This is a genomic window from Dactylosporangium sp. CA-233914 (genome assembly GCF_050942935.1).
Classification (GTDB): Bacteria; Actinomycetota; Actinomycetes; order Mycobacteriales; family Micromonosporaceae; genus Dactylosporangium.
The window spans coordinates 1426187-1444357 of record NZ_CP192030.1 but is presented as its reverse complement, the minus strand read 5'-3'; the positions used below and the strand labels follow the sequence as shown (position 1 = coordinate 1444357).

The window sequence follows — 18171 nt, the reverse complement described above, 5'->3', positions numbered from 1 at the left end:
GGGGCGATGGCCGAGAACGTGGGTGCCGGGCTGGCTCGGGTGGTGCTCGCCGCACCGAAACGGCGGCTCGACCTGGCGCTGCCGGAGCAGATCCCGCTGGCCATGCTGCTGCCCGGTGTGCTGCCCCGGGCCGGTGAGGCCCTGGCCGACGACGGCCTCGACCACGGCGGCTGGGTCCTGCGCCGCACGGACGGCAGCACGCTGGACATGAGCCGCACGCTGGCCGCCCAGGACATCCACGACGGTGACATCCTGCACCTCGCGCCGCGCTACGAGGAGTGGCCCGAGCTCGAGTACGACGACGTGGTCGACGCCATCGCCGCCGGCGCCCGCCGCTACGGCGCCGCCTGGACCCCCGCCGCGACCCGGATCACCGGCCTCGCCACCGGCCTGCTGCTGCTCCTGGGCACCCTGGCGCTGCTGTTCTTCGCCGGCCCGTCGTGGACCGTCCCGGCGATCGTCGCCCTGGTCGTCGCCGCGGGCCTGCTCACCGGCGGCTTCGTGCTGTCCCGCGCGATGTCCGACGCCACCGCCGGCGCCACGCTGGGCGCCGCCGGCCTGGTCTACGCGTTCGCCGGTGGCCTGCTGCTGCTCGGCGGCGACGAGAAGCTCTCCCGCCTCGGCGCGCCCCACCTGCTCGTGGGCGCGGGCGCGCTGCTGGTCTTCGCGGTCATCGGATACCTCGCGGTGGGCGCCCACGTCCGTCTCTTCGTGGCCGGCATCGTCATCGGCGCCCTGGGCGTTCTCGCCGGCCTGCTCGCGCTCACCTCCCTGGGCGCCGCCGAGTGCGCCGCGGCCCTGGTCGGCCTGCTGGTGCTGCTCGCGCCCGCGCTGCCGCTCGCCTCGGTGCGGCTGGGTAAGGTACCAGTGCCGCAGTTGCCCCGCACGAGCGACGACCTGCTGCAGCAGGAGCCGGTGCCGCCCGCGGTGACGACCTACGCCACCGTCGCCCGCGCCGACGAGATCTTCACCGGCCTGCTGTTCGCCTTCGCCGTGCTCAACGTCGTGTCGTTCTGGCTGATCAGCCGCGAGCCGGGCGTCGTGGCGGGCGTGCTGGTCTTCGTGGTGGCGGCGGCGAACATGCTGCGGGCCCGGCTGTTCGGCACGGTCCGGCACCGGCTGCCGCTGCTGCTGACCGGCCTGGCCGGGCTGGTGCTGCTGATGGCCCGGCTGGCCGACGCCGACCTGCCGGTGCAGGTGGGTGTCGGCGTGGGACTGTTGCTGGTCGCGGTGGCGGCGGTGACGGCCGGGATGCGCTACAGCGTGCGGCCGCCCTCGGTCTACCTGGGCCGCCTGGCCGACATCTTCGACGTCCTGCTGGTCCTGGCCACGATCCCGATCGTCTGCCAGGTCCTGGGCGTCTACGCCTGGGTCCGCGGCCTGGCCGGCTGAGCGGTCCCGCCGCACTCGCTGTCCGGGCGGGTCAGGCGATGACCTCGCCGCTGTCGTCGACCTCGGCGAAGCGTTCACCGCGGACCAGCCGCGTCATCGCCTCGTCCGGGTTCGCGCCGATCAGGAACTCGCCCGCCTCGTGCAGCAGGAACACGCGGCCGTCGGCGGCGGCCACGATGTCGCTCGGGCCGTCCTCGTACCAGGCCAGGGGGAACACCGGCATGCCCAGGTCGCCGGCGAACTCCACGAAGAGGTCGGCCAGCACGCGGCCCCGCGTCGGCCAGAACTGCACGTCGAAGCCGCCCGTCGCCACGCCCGGCTGCTTGAGCTGGCGGAAGGACAGGCCGCCGAACTCGTCGAGGATCCGGCGGGCGACCGGGAAGATCGGCAGGCGACGGTCCAGGCCGGGAGTGGCCGCGTAGAGCTCGTCGAGCCAGCTGGTGACCCGGGCGCCGACGTTGCGGTCCGAACGCCAGCCGGCGGCGGTGAGCACCTGGCGTACGTCATCGGGAAAACGGCGGCGGGCGGCCATCTCCAGCTCGTAGAGCTCGGCCACGCCCTGCGGCGACAGGGACGGCCACGTGGAGAGCTCGCCCGACTCCTTGTCGATCACGGCGAGCGGGGCGCCGATGACCTCCGGGGGGCGATCGGGGTCGGAGGGCGGCACCTTCGCCCACGCGACATAGCCGAGCTCGAACTCGTAGAGCCCGACCTCTCCCCCGCTGACCGGGAGGCTCGCCAGCGCCCAGGGACGGGCGATCTGCAGGGCTTCATCCGGCGTCACCAATGCCGCACCTCCATGGTTGCTGGCCTATCGTATGCAGCCGAGCGTCGCGTGCAGTGCGTAGGGCCACGGGGAGGGGACCAACCGGACATGCCGTCCCGACGGGAACAGATCCAGTCGTATCAGTACCTGATGCAGCGCGTCGTCAACGCGTTCGTCTCGGGTGAGGCCGACCCGTCGATGTCGCCGACCCGCCGCCTGGCCGGGGCCGGGTTCGCAAGCGTCATGGTCGCCGTGCTCGTGCTGGCCGTGGTCGGCGTGATCGGGCTGGTGAAGAAGGGCGGCAACACCAGCTGGAAGGACAACAACGCGGTCGTCATCGAGAAGGAGACCGGGACCCGATACGTGTACCGCGACGGCGTGCTCTACCCGGTCGCCAACTACTCCTCGGCGGTGCTGGCGGTCGGGCAGGCCGCGACGACGGTGACCGTCTCGCGGGAGTCACTGACCGGCGCCACCCGGGGTCCGCTGATCGGCATCGCCGGGGCGCCCGACGCGCTGCCCCCGGCGAGCCGGATGCTGCGCGACGCGTGGTCGATGTGCGCCGTGGCCGGGCACGACTCCAGCGGCGGCACGACCGTGTCGAGTCAGATCATGGTCGGCACCACCCCGCCCGGCGGCAAGGACCTGGGCGAGTCCGGGTTCCTGGTGCGCGAGAGCACGAGCCAGCGGGTGTACCTGATCTGGAACTCCCACCGGTACCGCGTCGACAGCCGCCAGATCCTCGCCGCCATGGGCATCGACGGCCAGTCGCGGATCCTCGTCGACGAGGCGTGGCTCGACACCGTGCCGCAGGGCCTGTCGATCACGCAGCCGACGGTGGACAACCGGGGCAAGGCGTCCACCGCGATGAAGAACTACCTGATCGGCCAGGTGCTCGCGGTCGACGTCGCCGGGGCCACCACCAGCTACCTGGTCCGCGGCAACGACATCCTGCAGATCACCGCGATCGAGCAGGCGATGATCCTGACCGACCCGGGCACCGCGGCGGCCTACCCGGGCGCGACCCCGTCGGCCAAGCGGGTCGAGGCGGCCGAGGTGGCCAACGCCCCCAAGGGCGGCCGGCCGGCCAAGTCGGACCTCGACCCGCCGGCGCAGGTGCCGTCGATGGCGACCGTGGACCCGGCGGCGACGCTGTGCACGACGTTCGCCGACGAGCAGGGCGCCCCGAAGTTCCTGATCAACGTCGACCCGCAGCCGGAGGCGGGCATCGCGACCAACGGCAGCGCCACCGACCAGGTCGCCACGCGCGTGTTCGTGCCCTCGGGCAGCGGGGCGGTCGTGCGGGCCGCGCCGTCGGCCGACACCGACTCCGGCCAGGTGTTCTTCGTCACCGACCAGGGCCGCCGCTTCGCCTTGATGAGCCCCGCGCAGCTGGCGTGGTTCGGCTACGGTTCGGTCAAGCCGATCGAGCTGCCCGCGTTCGTCGTCGCCCGGATCCCCACCGGTCCGGGCCTCGACCCGCGCAACGCGCAGCGCCCGCTGGTGGGCTGAGCACCCCCGACTTGGGGGTCGCCCCCTGCAGGAAGTGGGAGAACTTCGATACGGTGATATGCAGAACGCCGTGCGGGGCTCCCGGCACGGTTGGGTTCGCCGCCCCACGGGGAGGCGCGGGCAGACCGAATGGAGGTGGGTCTGACGATGGCTGGCAATGGCGTAACCACCGATGCCGCGGTCATGGCGAAGACCGCTCAGGAGATCGACGGGGCCGCGGACCGGCTCACCGGCATGTTCAACAAGCTGATGAACGAGCTCACCCCGCTGCAGTCGTCCTGGGTCGGCGCCGGCGGTTCCTCGTTCCAGGCGATCAAGGACCGCTTCGACGGGGACGTGGCCAACCTGAACGTCGCGCTGCGCAGCATCGCGCAGGCGGTGTCGACGGCGGGCCGCGACTACACCCTGAGCGACGACGAGATGCGCCAGGAGATGCAGCAGGCCGGGGCGAGCGCCGGCGAGATCACGCGCGCACTGATGATCAACTGAGCCGAGACGGGGAGGAAACACCATGGCCGGTGACGAGATCGTCGTCGAGTTCGCGGCGCTGAACCAGGCCGCGAGCGACATCACCAGCGCACTGTCGTCGATGCAGTCGGAGCTCGACGGCGTCGACCAGGCGGTGGCGCCGATGGTGGCGAGCTGGCAGAGCGACGCCCAGGAGGCGTTCGCGCAGCGCAAGGCCGAGTGGACCAACGCGGCCAACGACCTGCACCAGCTGCTCAACGGCATCAAGGGCGCGGTGCTCAAGTCCGCGGAGATCATGCAGGCCCGCGAGAAGGCCAACCTCGCCAAGTTCTCCCGCTGAGGACGGCGAGGCCGCCGGCGCGCTCGCGACCGGCGTCAGCCGCGGTGTCATACGGGCATGGCCCGGCCGCGTGGTGATCGGCGCGTCCGCGCCGATCACCACATGTGTATCCCGGCGGGTACACGCGGCCGGGCTACGCCTGTTACCGTGCGGGCCTGACTCGGAGGCAGCCCGCGGAACACGAACAACGCGGAACCGCAGAGACTGGTTTGGGGGGCCTGCCGCGATGGCTGACGTGACCGATTGGCCATTGATCAGCGTCGTAGTTCCGGCGCTCAACGAGGAGCGCAACCTGCCCTACGTGTTCGAGCGCCTGCCGGACCGGCTCCACGAGGTGGTCCTCGTCGACGGCGGCTCGCACGATCGCACGGTCGAGGTCGCCCGGCGGCTGCGCCCCGACCTCGTGGTGGTGCGGCAGACCCGCAAGGGCAAGGGCAACGCGCTGGCGTGCGGCTTCGCCCACTGCACCGGCGAGATCGTGGTGATGATCGACGCCGACGGCTCGACGGACCCGGCCGAGATCCCGCGCTTCGTCGCCGCGCTGCTCGACGGCGCCGACCTGGCCAAGGGGACCCGGTTCCGCGACGGCGGCGGCAGCCACGACATCACCCGGCTGCGACGGCTCGGCAACTCGGGGCTCAACCTCATCGTCAACGTCCTGTTCCGCACGCGCTACTCCGACCTCTGCTACGGCTACAACGCCTTCTGGGCCCGTGCCCTGGCGAGCTTCGACCTGCCGGACCCGGGCCTGCCGGCGCCGGCCGACGGCAGCAAGCTCTGGGGCGACGGCTTCGAGATCGAGACCATGCTCAACGTGCGGGCGGCCGCCGCCGGGCTGGCCATCGCCGAGGTCGGCAGCTTCGAGGGCTCCCGGCTGCACGGCGTGAGCAATCTCAACGCGCCCCGGGACGGCCTGCGGGTGCTGCGCACGATCCTGGTCGAGTTCCGGCGGGCGCGGCGCCGCCCGGTGCCGCTGACCGGCCGCGAGCACCCGAGCGTGCCCCGGGCCCGCCCGGCGCCGACCGGCGTCGTGGCCCGCCACCCCGTCCCCGGCGCCGCCGTTGCGCGCCCGCGCAACCACGACGACGAGGCGCTGGTGACGTGAGCGACCCCATGAGCGTCAGCGTGGTCATCCCCTGCTACTCCGAGCGGCGCTGGGACCAGCTCGTCGCCGCCGTCGCCTCGGCGTGGGCGCAGCAGCCGCGGCCGGAGCGGGTCGTCGTGGTCGTCGACCACAACGATGCCCTGCTGGCCCGGGCCGCCCACGAGCTGCCGGAGGGCACCGTGGTCGTGGCCAACGAGTCGCAGCGGGGCGCCTCGGGCGCGCGCAACACCGGCGTGCGGCACACCACCAGCCCGGTGATCGCGCTGCTCGACGACGACGCCACCGCGCGGCCCGGGTGGCTCGCGGGCCTGCTCGCGCCGTTCGCCGACCCGGCCGTCGTCGGCACCGGCGGTGCGATCGCCCCGGCGTGGGAGCAGGGCCGGCCGCGCTGGTTCCCCGACGAGTTCCTGTGGGTCGTCGGGGCCTCCTATCGCGGCATGCCGACCGGGCCGGCCCGGGTGCGCAACGTGTGGTCGGAGAGCATGGCGGTGCGCCGCGACGCGTTCCTGGCCGTCGGCGGCTTCCGGGTCGGCTTCGGCAAGGTCGGCGAGCGGGCCCGCCCGGAGGACACCGACCTCTGCCTGCGGATGGGGGCCGACGGGGGCGCGTGGGTGTACAACCCCGCCTCCGTCATCGACCACCTGGTCCCGGCCGCCCGCTCGACGTTGCGCTTCTTCGTGGCCCGCTCGGCCAACGAGGGGCGCGGCAAGATCGAGCTGGCCCGGCTCAACCTGGGCCGGGAGAGCCTCGGCTCGGAGCAGGACTACGCCCGGGAACTGCCCCGCGCCGCCGTCCGCTCGCTGCTGCGCGGGGACCTCGGCCAGGCGTTCGCGCTGGTCGCCGGGGCTGGGGCGGCGGCCGCCGGGGCCGGCTACGAGTGGGCGTTCGGCGCGCGCCGCCACCAGGCCCCGCAGCCCGCGGTGGACCCGGCATGATCACGCGGACGCGCGGCATGGCCGTCGCCGACCTCGACCTCCCCGGCTCCGGCAACTACGACATTCCCGAACCGTACGACCAGGCCTGGCTCCTCGTCCGCGTCCACACCGAGCCGGTCGGCGCCCTGGTCGTGAGTCGCGGCGAGGACGCCCTGGGGGCGGCCCGCAGGGCCTTCGGCGCCGAGATCGACCGGCGCCTCGACGGCGGCTTCCTGCGGGGCCGCGAGGAAGTTCTGCGCGACGCCCCGCCGATCACGGTCGTGGTGTGCACCCGGGATCAGCCGGACGCCTTGGAGCAGTGCCTCGACAGCGTCCAGCGGCAGCGGTACCCCGGCTTCGACGTCCTGGTCGTCGACAACGCCCCCAGCAGCGACGCGACCCGGGAAATCGCCCAGAACCGGCAAGTCCGATATGTCCGCGAGCCCCGCCCCGGCCTCTCCAACGCCCGCAACCGCGCGCTGCGCGAGACCGGCGAGGAGATCCTCGCCTGGCTCGACGACGACGAGACGGCCGACGAGCACTGGCTCGCCGAGATCGCCCGCGGCTTCGCCGAGCACCCGGAGGCCGACGTGGTGACCGGCGTGGTCGTCCCGGCCGAGCTGGAGACCGCGGCGCAGTGCTGGTTCGAGGAGTTCGGCGGCCACAGCAAGGGCCGCGGCTTCACCCCCGCCGTCTTCTCCCCGGCGACCAGGAAGATCCAGCACCCGCTGTACCCCCTGCCGCCCTTCGGCGCCGGCGCCAACATGGCCTGGCGCGCGGCATCGGCGCGCGGCATCGGCGGCTTCGACCCGGCCCTGGGCGCCGGCACCCCGGCGATGGGCGGCGAGGACACGGTCGCGTTCGCGAAAGTGCTGCTGGGCGGGGGCACGATCGCGTACCACCCGGCCGCCGTCACCCGCCACACCCACCGCCGCGACCTCGCCGCCCTGCAGCGGCAGCTGTTCGGCTACGGCGTCGGCCTCACCGCCGGCTACACCAGCCTGCTGCTCAAGCGTCCGGCGCTGCTGGCGAGCCTGCTGCGCCTGGCCCCGACCGCGCTGCGCGACCTGCGCGACCCGGGCGGCGCACGCCTGGCGGGCATCGGGCCGGACTTCCCCGCGCACCTGCTCGGGGGCAACCGCCGCGGAATGCTCCGCGGCCCGGCCGCCTACCTGCGCGGGCGCCGGCGGGGCAAGGCGATGCGCGGATGAGCGGCGCCACCGGCCGCGCCTCCGCCCGCCTGGTCGCCGCCGCTCGCCGGGCCGCCGCCGTCCGCCGCTCCGCCGCCGCGGTCCCGGCGCCGCGCGCGCCTCAGGACGACGAGACGGTCGAGGTCGGCCGGGACGAGCTGGCCAAGGTCGTCGCGATCCCGGCGCCGCGCGCGCCCCAGGACGACGAGACCGTCGAGATCAGCCGCGACGGGCTGGCCGGCATCGCGCTGGCCCCCGCGCACCGCGCGCCCGAAGACGACAAGACGGTCGAGATCAGCCGCGACGAGCTGGCCGGCATCGCCCCGGCCCCACGCGCGCCCCAGGACGACGAGACCGTCGAGGTGGGCCGGGACGAGCTGGCCAAGGTCGTCGCGATCCCGGCGCCGCGCGCGCCCGGGGACGACGAGACGGTCGAGGTCGGCCGGGACGAGCTCGCCCAGGAAGCCCCGCCCAGCGGGACCGTCCGGATCTCCGAACCCACCGGCTGGCTCGCCGCGCACGTGCCGCTGCTCGGCCAGGCCCCCTGGATTTTGGCGACCTCCTCGGCCGGGGTCGCCGTCGTCGCGCTGGCCTACTCGGGCGGCCGCACCGGCGCCGGCTGGGCGGTCGCCGCCTACTGGCTCGGCCAGGTGCTGGTCTTCGCGCCGGTCGCGGTGCGCATGCTGGCCCGGCTGGCCGGCACCGCGGAGGCGTACGCGCTCGTCGTCGGCCTCGCCGCGAACCAGTACCTGCAGAAGTGGATGTACAGCCCGGACGAGTTCCGCTTCCCGGACGAGCTGCAGCACTGGGCCGCCACCTCCACCCTGGTCCGCACCGCGCACCTGTACGAGCCGGAGCACGGCCTGCCGGTCGCCGAGCACTTCCCCGGCCTGGCGGAGATGGGCGGCTCGGTCGCGCTGCTGACCGGGCTGCCGGTCACCGTCGCCGGGCTCATCGTCGCCGGCGTCGCGCACCTGGCGTTCGTGAGCCTGATCTTCGCCGTGGTCCGCCGGGTCGGCGGCTCGCCGCGCCTGGCCGGGCTGACCTGCGTGGTCTACGCGACCTCGCTGCACTACCTGTTCTTCGACTCGATGTACGTGTACCAGACCGGCGCCCTGCCGTTCCTCATGCTCGCGGTGTGGGCGGCGCTGTGCTGGCAGTACGAGCGGCGGGTGCTCGCCCACCTGGCGATCGGCGGGTTCGCGATCGCCTCGGTCGTGGTCACGCACCACATCACGGCGATGATGACGGTCGGCACGCTGCTGCTGATCGGCGTCTGCGAGATGGTGCTGAGCCGCCCGCGCCGCTACGGGGCGCTGATCCTCGGCGGGTTCGCCGCGGCGGCCACGCTGGCCTGGTTCACGTTCGTCGCCTCGGACGTCACGACGTACCTCTCCCCCGCCGCGCGCGGCCTGTGGCGCTCCGGCATCCGTCTGCTGCACGGCGAGATCGGCGGCCCGCCGACCGGCGCGGCCCGGCCGCCGCTGTGGGAGACCGGCGTCTCCGTCCTCGCCCTGCTGGCCCTGTTCGCGCTCTTCGTGCAGCAGCTGCGCACCGCGATCACCACCCGCTCCCGGGACGTGTGGCACTGGTCGCTGCTCACCGGCACGTTCGTCTTCTTCGCCACCGCCGGGCTGCGGTTCGTCGGCTCCCAGGGGCCGGAGCTGGCCGGGCGGGCCGCGACCTTCACCTACGTGCCGGTGTCGCTGCTGGCCGCGAGCTCCGTGCTGGCCTGGCGGCGCAACGGCGGCCTGCGGATACGCCGGCACCTGGCCACGACCCGGACGCGGATCGCGTTCACGTGGTCGCTCGCGATCGGCCTGACGATGCTGCTGATGGTCAACTCCCGGGTCGGCGGGTGGCCGTCGTTCTGGGGGCGGCTACCGGGCGGGTTCGTGGCGTCCGGGTTCGAGCGGGCCGTCGACCCCATGGGCGTCAGCGCCGCCCGCTGGAGCCGCGCCTACCTCGGCGGCGGGCACCGCTTCGCGGCCGACACCAACGGGTTCAACCTCGTCTCGACCTACGGCGGGCAGCGCGTCGTGCGCGAGACCGCCCCGCTGTTCTATTCCACGGCGTGGGGCCTCGCCGACCAGGAGCTGGTCAAGGCCCGGTCGGTCGAGTTCGTCTACGTCGACATCCGCCTCGCCGACCAGCTGCCGGTCACCGGCTCGTACTTCCCCCGGGACCCGATGGCCGGCCGGCGCACGGGCCCGATCGACCGGGCCGGCCTGACCAAGTTCGACGGCATCAACGGTGCCGACCGCGTGTACGACAACGGGACCGTCCGCATCTACGACCTCAGGGACAGCTGAGCATGGGCCCCAATCGCGTCGGGACGGCCGCGGTCCTGCTCGCGCTCACCTCGGTGGCCGCGCTCGCCGTCGTCCTGCAGTTCGACGGGCCGGCCGCGGTCGTCGCCGGACTGCTGCTGACGCTGGTCCTGCCCGGATACGCGATGACCCAGGGGCTGTTCCCCGGCCGCGCGCTGAGCCCGGTCGAGCGGGGCACGCTCGCGGTCACGCTGAGCCTGGCCGCGCTCGCGCTGGGCGGCATCGGCATGTTCGCCGGCGGCGCCCGGCTGAGCCGGCTGTCGTGGGCCGAACTCGGCGTCGGGGTCACGGTGGTGTCGGCGCTGGTGTGGTACCTGCGGCAACGGCGCAGCTCCGACGCGAACTGGTCGACGGCGGACACCGTCGAGCAGGGGGCGGTGCCGCGGCGCTCGACCACGCTGAGCACCCGGCGGGCGGTCCTGCGCCTGGCGCCGCTGGCGCTCGCCGTGCTGTTCGTGGCCGGGGCCGCGGTCGTGACCTGGCGCAGCGCGAGCCGGGCCGACGCGGTCGCGTTCACCGAGCTCTCCATGGTGCCGGCCGGGCCGGTGGAGGAGGGCGCGGCCCAGCGCGACGTCGTGATCGGCGTCATCTGCCATGAGCGGCGCACCACGCAGTACACCGTGAAGGTCCGCGATGCCGAGGGCTTCCAGGCCTCGTACAGCCACCGGGTCCGCGACGACGCGACGTGGGCGATCACGATCCCGGTCCCCGCGACCGGCACGATCACCGCCGAGCTCTACCGCGAGGGCGATACCGCACCCTACCGCTCGGTCCATCTGAGCTAGGCCATGACCGTCTACGAGGGCACCAGCGCCGCCCGCCCCGACCGGCGGATCGGCCGGGCCGCCCGCCGCCACATCGACCTGCTGACCAACTCCGGCTCGCTGATGGGCACCACGGTGGTCACCTCGGTGCTCGGCTTCGCCTACTGGTGGGTCGCGGCACGGGCGTTCCCGGCCGACGTCGTGGGCAGCGCGTCGGCGGCCGTCTCCGCGCTCACCCTGGTCGGCACCCTGAGCATGTTCGGCATGGGCACGCTGCTCATCTCCGAGCTGCCCCGGCTGCCCGACCCGGCCCGGCGCTGGAACTTCATCCTCACCTGCCTGATGGTGGCCACCGCCGCGGCCGCCGCCGGCGGGCTGATCTACGTCGCGCTGGCCCGCTTCGCGATCCCCGGGCTGCGCCACTCGATCGGCTCGTGGCCGATGACGCTCATCCTGCTGCTCGGCGTGGTGGTGACCGCGACCACGCTGGTGCTCGACGACGGGCTGCTGGGGCTGATGTCGGGCCCGCTGCAGCTGCTGCGCAACACGTACTTCGCCGTGGCCAAGCTGATCCTGCTGGGCGCGCTCGCGCTGCTGCCGATCGCGGCGCGGCCCGGACACGTCCTGGTCACCTGGGTGGCGGGCGGGGTGCTGTCGGTGCTGCTGCTGACCTTCTCGCTGCGCCGCCGCGGGCTCAGCGCCGCGGCGCGCCCGGCGTGGTCGATGCTGCGCGGCCGGCTGGTCCAGGCCCTGGAGCACAACGCGCTCAACCTGGCGCTGTTCGTGCCCCGCACGGTCCAGCCCCTCGTGGTGGCCGCGGTCATCTCGCCCGCCGCGACCGCCGCGTTCTACACGATGTACATGATCTTCTCGTTCCTCACCATGCTGCCGAACAACCTGGCCACGACGCTGTTCGCGGCCGCGGCCGGCAACATGGCGGCGCTGCGCGCGAAGGTCCGCATGGCGCTGCTGGTCTCCGTCGGGCTGGGCGTGCCCGCGTGCCTGGTGCTGGCGCTGGTAGCGAAGCCGGTGATGGGGCTGTTCGGGCCGGCCTACGCGAGCCTGGCCGGGCAGGCCCTGGCGATCCTCGCGCTGACCTACCCGCTGCTGCTGTTCCGGCCGCTGTACTTCGCGATCGCCCGCGTCCTCGGCCGGGTGCCCCGCGCCAGCGTCTTCGCCGTCGTCGCGGGCGTGACCGAGCTCGCCGCGGCCTGGTACGGCGGATCGCACGACGGCCTGACCGGACTCGCCCTCTGGCTCGCCGGCGTCTGGCTGCTGCAGGGCCTCTGGACCGCGCCCACCGTGCTGGGTGTGGCCCTGCGCCGCCCCGGCGCCTGGCGGCACGCGCCCGGCCGCCACCGCCAGATCCCCGCGCAGCGAAGGGCCGCCGAGTGAACACCCCCTCCGTGTCCGTGGTCATCCCGACGTACCGCCGGCGCCGGCATCTGGCCGGCATCGTCGCCGCGGTCGCCGCGGACCCGTATCCGCGCGAGATCGTGGTCGTGGTCGACGGCTCCGCGGACGGCTCGCTCGAGCTGCTGCGGGAGCTGGCCGTGGGCGAGCCGCGGATCGTCCCGCTCTGGCAGGACAACCGCGGGCAGGGCGCGGCCCGGCAGGCCGGCGTCGAGCGGGCCACCGGCGAGGTGGTGCTGCTGCTCGACGACGACGTGCTCGCCGGACCCGGGCTCGCCGCCGGGCATGCCCGGGCCCACGCCGGCCGGGAGCGCGCGGTCGTGCTCGGGTACATGCCGACCCGCCGGCCCGAGCCGCGCGGGCCCGGCGACTACCCGGCCTGGCTCTACGCCGAGGACTACGAGCGGGCGTGCGCGGCGTACGAGGCCGACCCCGGCTCGGTCATCACGCACCTGTGGGCCGGCAACCTCTCGCTGCGCCGCGCCGACGCGCTCGCGGTGGGCCTCGACGGCGGGCCGGGGCTGGTCCGGCACGAGGACCGGGCGTTCGGGCTGCGCTGCGCCCGGGCCGGGCTGACCGGCGTCTTCGACCGCTCGCTGGCCGCGACCCACCTGCACGGCCAGTCGCCGGCCGGCTTCCGACGGCAGTTCTTCGAGCAGGGCCGCTCCCGCCGGAAGCTGGCGTCGCTGTTCCCCGAGTACGTCACCGCGGTCGATCCGCTGACCCAGGTCCCCGGGCGGCTGCGGACGGCCGTGTCGCTGCTCACGGCGGCTGGCGCCCCGGCGCGGGCGTTGCTGCGCGGCGGGATCCGGGCGGCGGGCGCCGTGCACGCCTGGGGGCCGCAGATCGCCGGGGCGCGGCTGCTGCGCCAGGTGGAGCTGGCCCGGGGCTTCCGTCAGCCGGAGAAGTAGGGGTCGTTCGCCAGCTCGGACTTGAACGCCTCGAGCGAGCCGGGGGTGCTGTCCAGCCGGAAGTTCTCCTTGGTGCCGGGGCTGTGGTCGGTGTCGTACCAGACCACGGCCGCGATCGCCGGATGCGCCTTCGTCCAGTCCGACAGCGCCCCGATCCAGTCCGGCTTGGTGGAGCCGCCGCGGTCGGTCACGCCGGTCTCGGCGATCATGAGCGGCTTGCGCGCACCGAACTGGTCGTAGAACTCGTCGTAGATGGCGTTCGGGGTCAGGCCGCTGTCGCCGTAACCGGAGATGGCCACCCAGTCGACGTAGTCGTCGCCCGGGTAGTAGTTCCCCATCGCGTTCCACGGGTCGTTGGGCTTGGAGTACCAGTTCGGCCCCCACACCCAGCCGACGTTCTTGGCGTTGCGGGCCTGGAAGATGTCGTGGATGTGGCGCCACGCGGCGATGAAGTCCACCGGGCGGCTGTCGTTGTGGGCGCCGCCCCAGACATACCAGCTGCCGTTCATCTCCCACGCCCAGCGCAGGAAGACCGGCTTGCCGTATTGTGCCAGGCGGTCGGCCTGCTTGGCGATGAGCGCGTCCTGGGAACCGCTGAGAATCTGCTTGTACGACGGGCCGCGCCACGACAGCAGCGCATACTGCCCCGGCCCGACCGTCGGCATCGCCGTCGGTAGCGGGTCGTCCCACTCGTAGTAGTAGTGCAGGATGCGGAAGTCCCGCCCGAGCTGCGACCGGCGCTGGGCCAGGGCCGGCTGCTGGGCAACGCCCTGGAAGCTCACGAACGCGCCGAGCATCACCTTGCCCGGCACTACCGCCGGTCCCTGCCTCGCGGCCGCGGCGGCGGTCACCGACGCGTGCACGGCCGGCGACTTCGAGGCGGTGGCACGCGGCGCCTTCGCGCCCCCGGACGCGCCGGGCCGCACCTCGTCGGAGAGCCGGTCGCAGCCCGCGACCAGCAGCGACATCGCGGTCACGCCGACCAGCAGGCCCAGACGTAGCGACAAGGCTCCCCCTCCCCTCGACGCAGGCATCCTACGTGTCAGCGCCGCGGGTGCTAGCCTCGGCACGAATCCGGGCCTGAGGGGAGGCGGAACCGATGTCGACCGATGTCGTTGCGGCGCCATCTGCCCCGTCGGCGACGCAGGAGGCCGCGGTCCGCCCGTGGTGGGACTGGTGGCGGGTCGCCCTCGGCCCCGCGGTCGCCGCGGTGGTCGCCGGGTCGATCCTGCCGGCCGGGCGGCACCTGTGGCAGGACGAATACGTCACCGCCTACGCCTCCCGGCTGACCTGGCCCCAGCTCGGCCACCTGCTGCAGCACATCGACATCGTGCACGGCCTCTACTACGTCTTCATGCACCTGTGGGTGCAGATCTTCGGCGCCTCGACGCTCGCGCTGCGGGCGCCCTCGATCATCGCCATGGGAGTCGCGGCCGGGGCTCTGGCCGTGCTCGGGCGCCGGCTCGTGGACACCACCACCGGTGTGCTGGCCGGGCTGCTCCTCGCGGTCGTGCCCTCGGTGTCACGCTACGCGCAGGAGGCGCGCTCCTACGCCTGGGTCAGCGTGCTGGTGCTGCTGACCACGCTCGGGCTCACCAGCGCCCTGCGCGATCCCCGGACCCGGCGCTGGGTGCTCTACGGGACCGGGCTGGTGGCGCTGACATACCTGCACTTCGTGGCGCTGCTCGTGGTGCCCGCGCACGCGCTGCTGGTCTGGCGGCTCAAGGGGGGCGGCCGGCGCGCGCTGCGGCCGTGGGCGCTGGCGGTGCTGATCCCGGCCGCGCTGGCGGCGCCGATGGCGTTCCTCGCGAAAGGCCAGGACGCGCAGGTCGCCTGGATCGGCCGGGACTCGCAGAAGGTGTCGGACTTCCCCACCACGCTCTTCGGCGACCACGCGGTCGCCTGGACGATGATGATCGCCGGAGCCTACGGCGCCGTCGCGCTCTGGCAGGCCTACCGCGAGGTGGTGCCCGCGCTGCTCGCCTGGGCGCTCGTGCCGCCGGTGGTCACCTGGGCGGTGTTCCCCGTCATCCACGTCTTCCTGGCGAAATACGTGCTGTTCACCCTGCCCGCGTGGGCGCTGCTGGTCGCGGCGGCGGTGGTCGTGCCACTGCGCCGGCCCGGCCCGCGGCTCGTGCGATACCGCTGGTTCGCCATGCCCGCCGCCCTGCTGGCCGTCCTCGCGCTCGGCTGGGGAGTCCAGGAGCGGATCCGCTCCGCCGAGTCCCTCGGCGAGCCGGACTTCCGCGGCGCCGCCGCGTTCATGCGCACTCAGGCGCAGCCGGGCGACGGCATCGTCTACTCGGCCCCGTCGGGCAACGCCGACGGGCGCGTCCCCATCCTGGTGGAGATGGGCCCGGCCGTCCCGCGCGAGGTGTTCCAGCAGGTCTCGGGCGCGCAGGCCGGCACCTACACCGGCATCGCCTGCCCCGACCCGGCCGCGTGCCTGGGCGACACCCAGCGCATGTGGGCGGTCGCCATCGACGCGCCGGCCGGCGACCCGCTGCACGACTTCCCCCAGGCCCGCAAGCGCCTGCTCACGGGCGAGTTCAGCATCGCCGGCACCGAGCGGTTCCGGCGCCTGCAGGTGGTGCTCCTGCTGCGGCACCCGGCCGAGGGCACCTGAGGCGGGCCGATGAGCGTGCAGCCGCCCGAGGTCTTCACACCCGGCCGGCCGGGCAGGACGCCACCGCTGTGGCTGATCGCGGCCGTCGTCGCCGTGACCCTGCTGTGCGCCACGGCCGCGGCCGCGTGGGGCAGCCGCGGCGGGCCGGAGGCCGCGGCGCTGCCCGGGCGGCGGCTGGCGCACGCCTCGCTCGGCGCGCACGGCTCACCCTCGCCCGCCGCGTCGCTGACCGTGTCCCGCGCGCCGGGCTCGGCGACGATCACCGTGGAGCGCAACGGATCCGGCAACCCGCTGCCGGCGGGCGCCCTGGGGCTGTCCTTCGAGGCCGACCAGCTGGCCCTCTCCCCCGGCTTCGACCCGAACCGCGGCAACATCAAGAATCTGCTGCGCACGCTCGGCACCGGCAACATCAAGATCGGCGCCAACGCCGTCGACTCGTACGTGCTGTGGAACCCCTCCGGCGGCCAGGTGCCGTCGTGGGCGAAGACGCCCATCGGCTACGCGGAGATCGATCGGCTGGCCGCGTTGTCGGCCGCCACCGGCTGGCCGGTCGAGCTCGCGGTCAACCTGGCCCACCTCGACGCGGCGGGCGTCGCCGACGAGGCCCGCTACGCCGCGTCCAAGCTCGGCCCGCGGCTGCTGGCCATGGAGTGCGGCAACGAGCCCAACGGCTACCCCGGGCGGGTGCGGGGCGCGGACTGGGGCTATCAGCAGTACCTCGCGGACTTCGACGCGTGCGCCAACGCCATCTCCGGCGCCGGGGTGCGGGTCGCCGGACCGAACACGTACAACAACACGTGGATCACCGAGTTCGCGCGGGACCGGCACGCGCGGGTGGCGTTCCTCACCGACCAGCCGTACTCCCTGTCCCAGCACAACCAGCCCGGGCACACGATCACCGAGCTGCTGTCGCCGGAGAACGCCCGCAGCGACGTGTCCTCGATGGCGCCGGCGCTGAGCGCGGCCCAGCAATACGGGCTCCCGCTGCGCCACGACGAGACGAACTCGGTCAACCTGGGCGGCCTGGCCGGAGTCAGCGACGTCTACGGTTCCGCGCTGTGGGCGGTCGACTACACGCTCATGCTCGTGCGCCAGGGCCTGTCCGGCCTCAACTTCCACGGCACCATCGGCGTGTGCGACCGCCCCGAGCAGGACAACAACGTCCGCGTCTACACCCCGCTGTGCGCGGCCACCGAGGACGACCGGCGGGCCGGCAACCTCAGCCCCCGGCCGCTGTACTACGGGATGCTCATGGTCGCGCTGATGGGCACCGGCACCTTCATCCCGGCGACGGTGAACACGCGGCACAACCTGACCGCGTACGCCGTGCGCGGCAGCGACGGCAAGACCCGCGTGATGCTGGTCAACAAGGAGGCCACGACGGCCGCCCCGGCCACGGTGGCGCTGAGCACCGGCCATCCCGCCGGCACCAAGGCCTCGGTCATCCGCCTCGCGGGCGCGTCCCTGGACTCCCGGAAGAACATCACGGTCGCCGGCGCCACGGTCCGCCCCGACGGCACGTTCGTCCAGGGCCCCGCCGAGTCCCTGACCACCACCTCGGCGGGCCTGACCATGACGCTTTCCGGCGGCAGCGCCGCCCTGGTCACGCTGTCGTGAACGTCTCCGCGAACGCGTTGTGTGCGGCGGGGGCGGCGCGGCGGCGTATTTGGACCGGGGTGTGCGGGAGCCGGTCGTAGATCGCGAACACGACCCGGTCGAAGCACGGGACCCGCTCCAGCGCGACCGCGAACGCCCGGGCCACCTCGTGCGGGACGTTGCGGAACACGCCGCAGCCCCACGCCCCGAGCACGAGGCTGCGGTGCCCGTGCGCGGCCGCGATCGCAAGCACCCGGGTCGCCCGCCGGCGCAGCACCTCCGGCACGTCCCCGGCGTCGGCGGGCTGGTTGCGCAGGATCGCCCCGAGGTTCGGCGCGGCGGCGGTGAGGAACGCGGTCTCGTAGGGCTCGTCGAGCAGGCGGCCCTTGTCGTCGCGGAACACCGGGACGCCGGGCGAGTAGATGACGCGGTCGCTGTAGCGCAGGTCGCGATGGGCGCGATGGAACTCGTAGAACGCGGGGGCGGTGCGCTGGCAGGCGTACAGCGCCGAGGCCCGCGCCAGGCTCTCCTCCTGTGCCTCGGCTCCGGCGAGAAACCCGCCGCCGGGATTCCTGGCCGAGGCGAACACGAGCGTGGCCGCGCCTTCCACGCGCCGCGCAGCGGCCAGCGTCGACTCGCGCGTGACCTCGATGGAGGTCTTCTGCGCTGGACCGGTTGCGTCGATCGGATCGTCCGGCTCGTACAGGCGCGTGCCGTCCATCGCTTTCCGGACGGCGAGCTGCCTGGTCTGCCCAGCCTCGTTGACGTACGCACCGCGCTCGGCGATCGCTACGCTCTGGCGGGCGATCTCCCGCAGTCGGCCACTCACGGCGACCACCGTACC

General features: G+C 73.8%; 16 protein-coding genes. 13 read left to right on the top strand and 3 right to left on the bottom strand.

The genetic code is table 11. From position 1 onward, the window contains the following. The first annotated feature begins 6 nt into the window (after positions 1 to 6). Positions 7 to 1392 carry a type VII secretion integral membrane protein EccD gene (eccD, locus tag ACQPY0_RS06635; protein ID WP_432985964.1) on the top strand — a complete coding sequence of 462 codons (1386 nt, stop codon included), beginning with the start codon at positions 7 to 9 and terminating at the stop codon, positions 1390 to 1392. 31 nt (positions 1393 to 1423) lie between these two features. Here the strand turns inward: eccD and ACQPY0_RS06630 are convergent, their stop codons facing one another. Beyond that, complete coding sequence (locus ACQPY0_RS06630) at positions 1424 to 2176, bottom strand: SUKH-3 domain-containing protein (protein WP_432985962.1); 753 nt, start codon at positions 2174 to 2176, stop codon at positions 1424 to 1426. A gap of 90 nt (positions 2177 to 2266) precedes the next feature. Here ACQPY0_RS06630 and eccB point away from each other — a divergent pair, with 90 nt between their 5' ends. From eccB to ACQPY0_RS06580, 10 genes are all read left to right on the top strand, one after another. Further along, a complete protein-coding gene (gene eccB, locus ACQPY0_RS06625; protein ID WP_432985960.1) occupies positions 2267 to 3670 on the top strand; it encodes a type VII secretion protein EccB in 1404 nt (467 codons plus the stop codon). Positions 3671 to 3817: 147 nt separating this feature from the next. Continuing rightward, positions 3818 to 4159 carry a WXG100 family type VII secretion target gene (locus ACQPY0_RS06620; RefSeq protein ID WP_432985958.1) on the top strand — a complete coding sequence of 114 codons (342 nt, stop codon included), beginning with the start codon at positions 3818 to 3820 and terminating at the stop codon, positions 4157 to 4159. A 22-nt stretch (positions 4160 to 4181) separates the two neighbouring features. Continuing rightward, the gene (locus ACQPY0_RS06615) at positions 4182 to 4478 is read left to right on the top strand and encodes a WXG100 family type VII secretion target (RefSeq protein WP_432985956.1); all 297 of its coding nucleotides are present in this window, start codon (positions 4182 to 4184) and stop codon (positions 4476 to 4478) included. 226 nt (positions 4479 to 4704) lie between these two features. Then, a complete protein-coding gene (locus ACQPY0_RS06610) occupies positions 4705 to 5583 on the top strand; it encodes a glycosyltransferase family 2 protein (RefSeq protein ID WP_432985954.1) in 879 nt (292 codons plus the stop codon). Then, entirely contained in the window at positions 5580 to 6518 is a 939-nt protein-coding gene (locus ACQPY0_RS06605) for a glycosyltransferase family 2 protein (RefSeq protein ID WP_432985952.1), read from the top strand. Before ACQPY0_RS06610 ends, ACQPY0_RS06605 begins: the two co-directional genes overlap by 4 nt. Further along, positions 6515 to 7708 (top strand): glycosyltransferase, encoded by a 1194-nt coding sequence (locus ACQPY0_RS06600; RefSeq protein ID WP_432985950.1) that lies wholly within the window; start codon positions 6515 to 6517, stop codon positions 7706 to 7708. The genes ACQPY0_RS06605 and ACQPY0_RS06600 overlap by 4 nt, the downstream gene beginning before the upstream one ends. Beyond that, positions 7705 to 9999 carry a hypothetical protein gene (locus ACQPY0_RS06595; protein ID WP_432985948.1) on the top strand — a complete coding sequence of 765 codons (2295 nt, stop codon included), beginning with the start codon at positions 7705 to 7707 and terminating at the stop codon, positions 9997 to 9999. The genes ACQPY0_RS06600 and ACQPY0_RS06595 overlap by 4 nt, the downstream gene beginning before the upstream one ends. A 2-nt stretch (positions 10000 to 10001) precedes the next feature. Beyond that, positions 10002 to 10802 (top strand): DUF1616 domain-containing protein, encoded by an 801-nt coding sequence (locus ACQPY0_RS06590; protein ID WP_432985946.1) that lies wholly within the window; start codon positions 10002 to 10004, stop codon positions 10800 to 10802. 3 nt (positions 10803 to 10805) lie between these two features. Next, positions 10806 to 12176 (top strand): lipopolysaccharide biosynthesis protein, encoded by a 1371-nt coding sequence (locus ACQPY0_RS06585; protein ID WP_432985944.1) that lies wholly within the window; start codon positions 10806 to 10808, stop codon positions 12174 to 12176. After that, on the top strand, positions 12173 to 13105 hold the full coding sequence (locus tag ACQPY0_RS06580) for a glycosyltransferase family 2 protein (protein WP_432985942.1): 933 nt from the start codon (positions 12173 to 12175) through the stop codon (positions 13103 to 13105). Before ACQPY0_RS06585 ends, ACQPY0_RS06580 begins: the two co-directional genes overlap by 4 nt. Here ACQPY0_RS06580 and ACQPY0_RS06575 read toward each other — a convergent pair. Next, positions 13090 to 14112, bottom strand: coding sequence for a glycoside hydrolase family 26 protein (locus ACQPY0_RS06575; RefSeq protein ID WP_432985940.1), 1023 nt, complete (start codon positions 14110 to 14112; stop codon positions 13090 to 13092). The genes ACQPY0_RS06580 and ACQPY0_RS06575 overlap by 16 nt on opposite strands. A 92-nt stretch (positions 14113 to 14204) precedes the next feature. Between ACQPY0_RS06575 and ACQPY0_RS06570 the strand changes: the two genes are divergently transcribed. Both ACQPY0_RS06570 and ACQPY0_RS06565 read left to right on the top strand, forming a co-directional pair. Next, positions 14205 to 15731 carry a glycosyltransferase family 39 protein gene (locus ACQPY0_RS06570; protein WP_432985938.1) on the top strand — a complete coding sequence of 509 codons (1527 nt, stop codon included), beginning with the start codon at positions 14205 to 14207 and terminating at the stop codon, positions 15729 to 15731. A 9-nt stretch (positions 15732 to 15740) separates the two neighbouring features. Beyond that, a complete protein-coding gene (locus ACQPY0_RS06565; RefSeq protein ID WP_432985936.1) occupies positions 15741 to 17348 on the top strand; it encodes a glycosyl hydrolase family 79 C-terminal domain-containing protein in 1608 nt (535 codons plus the stop codon). Here ACQPY0_RS06565 and ACQPY0_RS06560 read toward each other — a convergent pair. Continuing rightward, complete coding sequence (locus tag ACQPY0_RS06560) at positions 17335 to 18156, bottom strand: TIGR02452 family protein (protein WP_432985934.1); 822 nt, start codon at positions 18154 to 18156, stop codon at positions 17335 to 17337. The genes ACQPY0_RS06565 and ACQPY0_RS06560 overlap by 14 nt on opposite strands. Between the last annotated feature and the right edge of the window lie 15 nt (positions 18157 to 18171).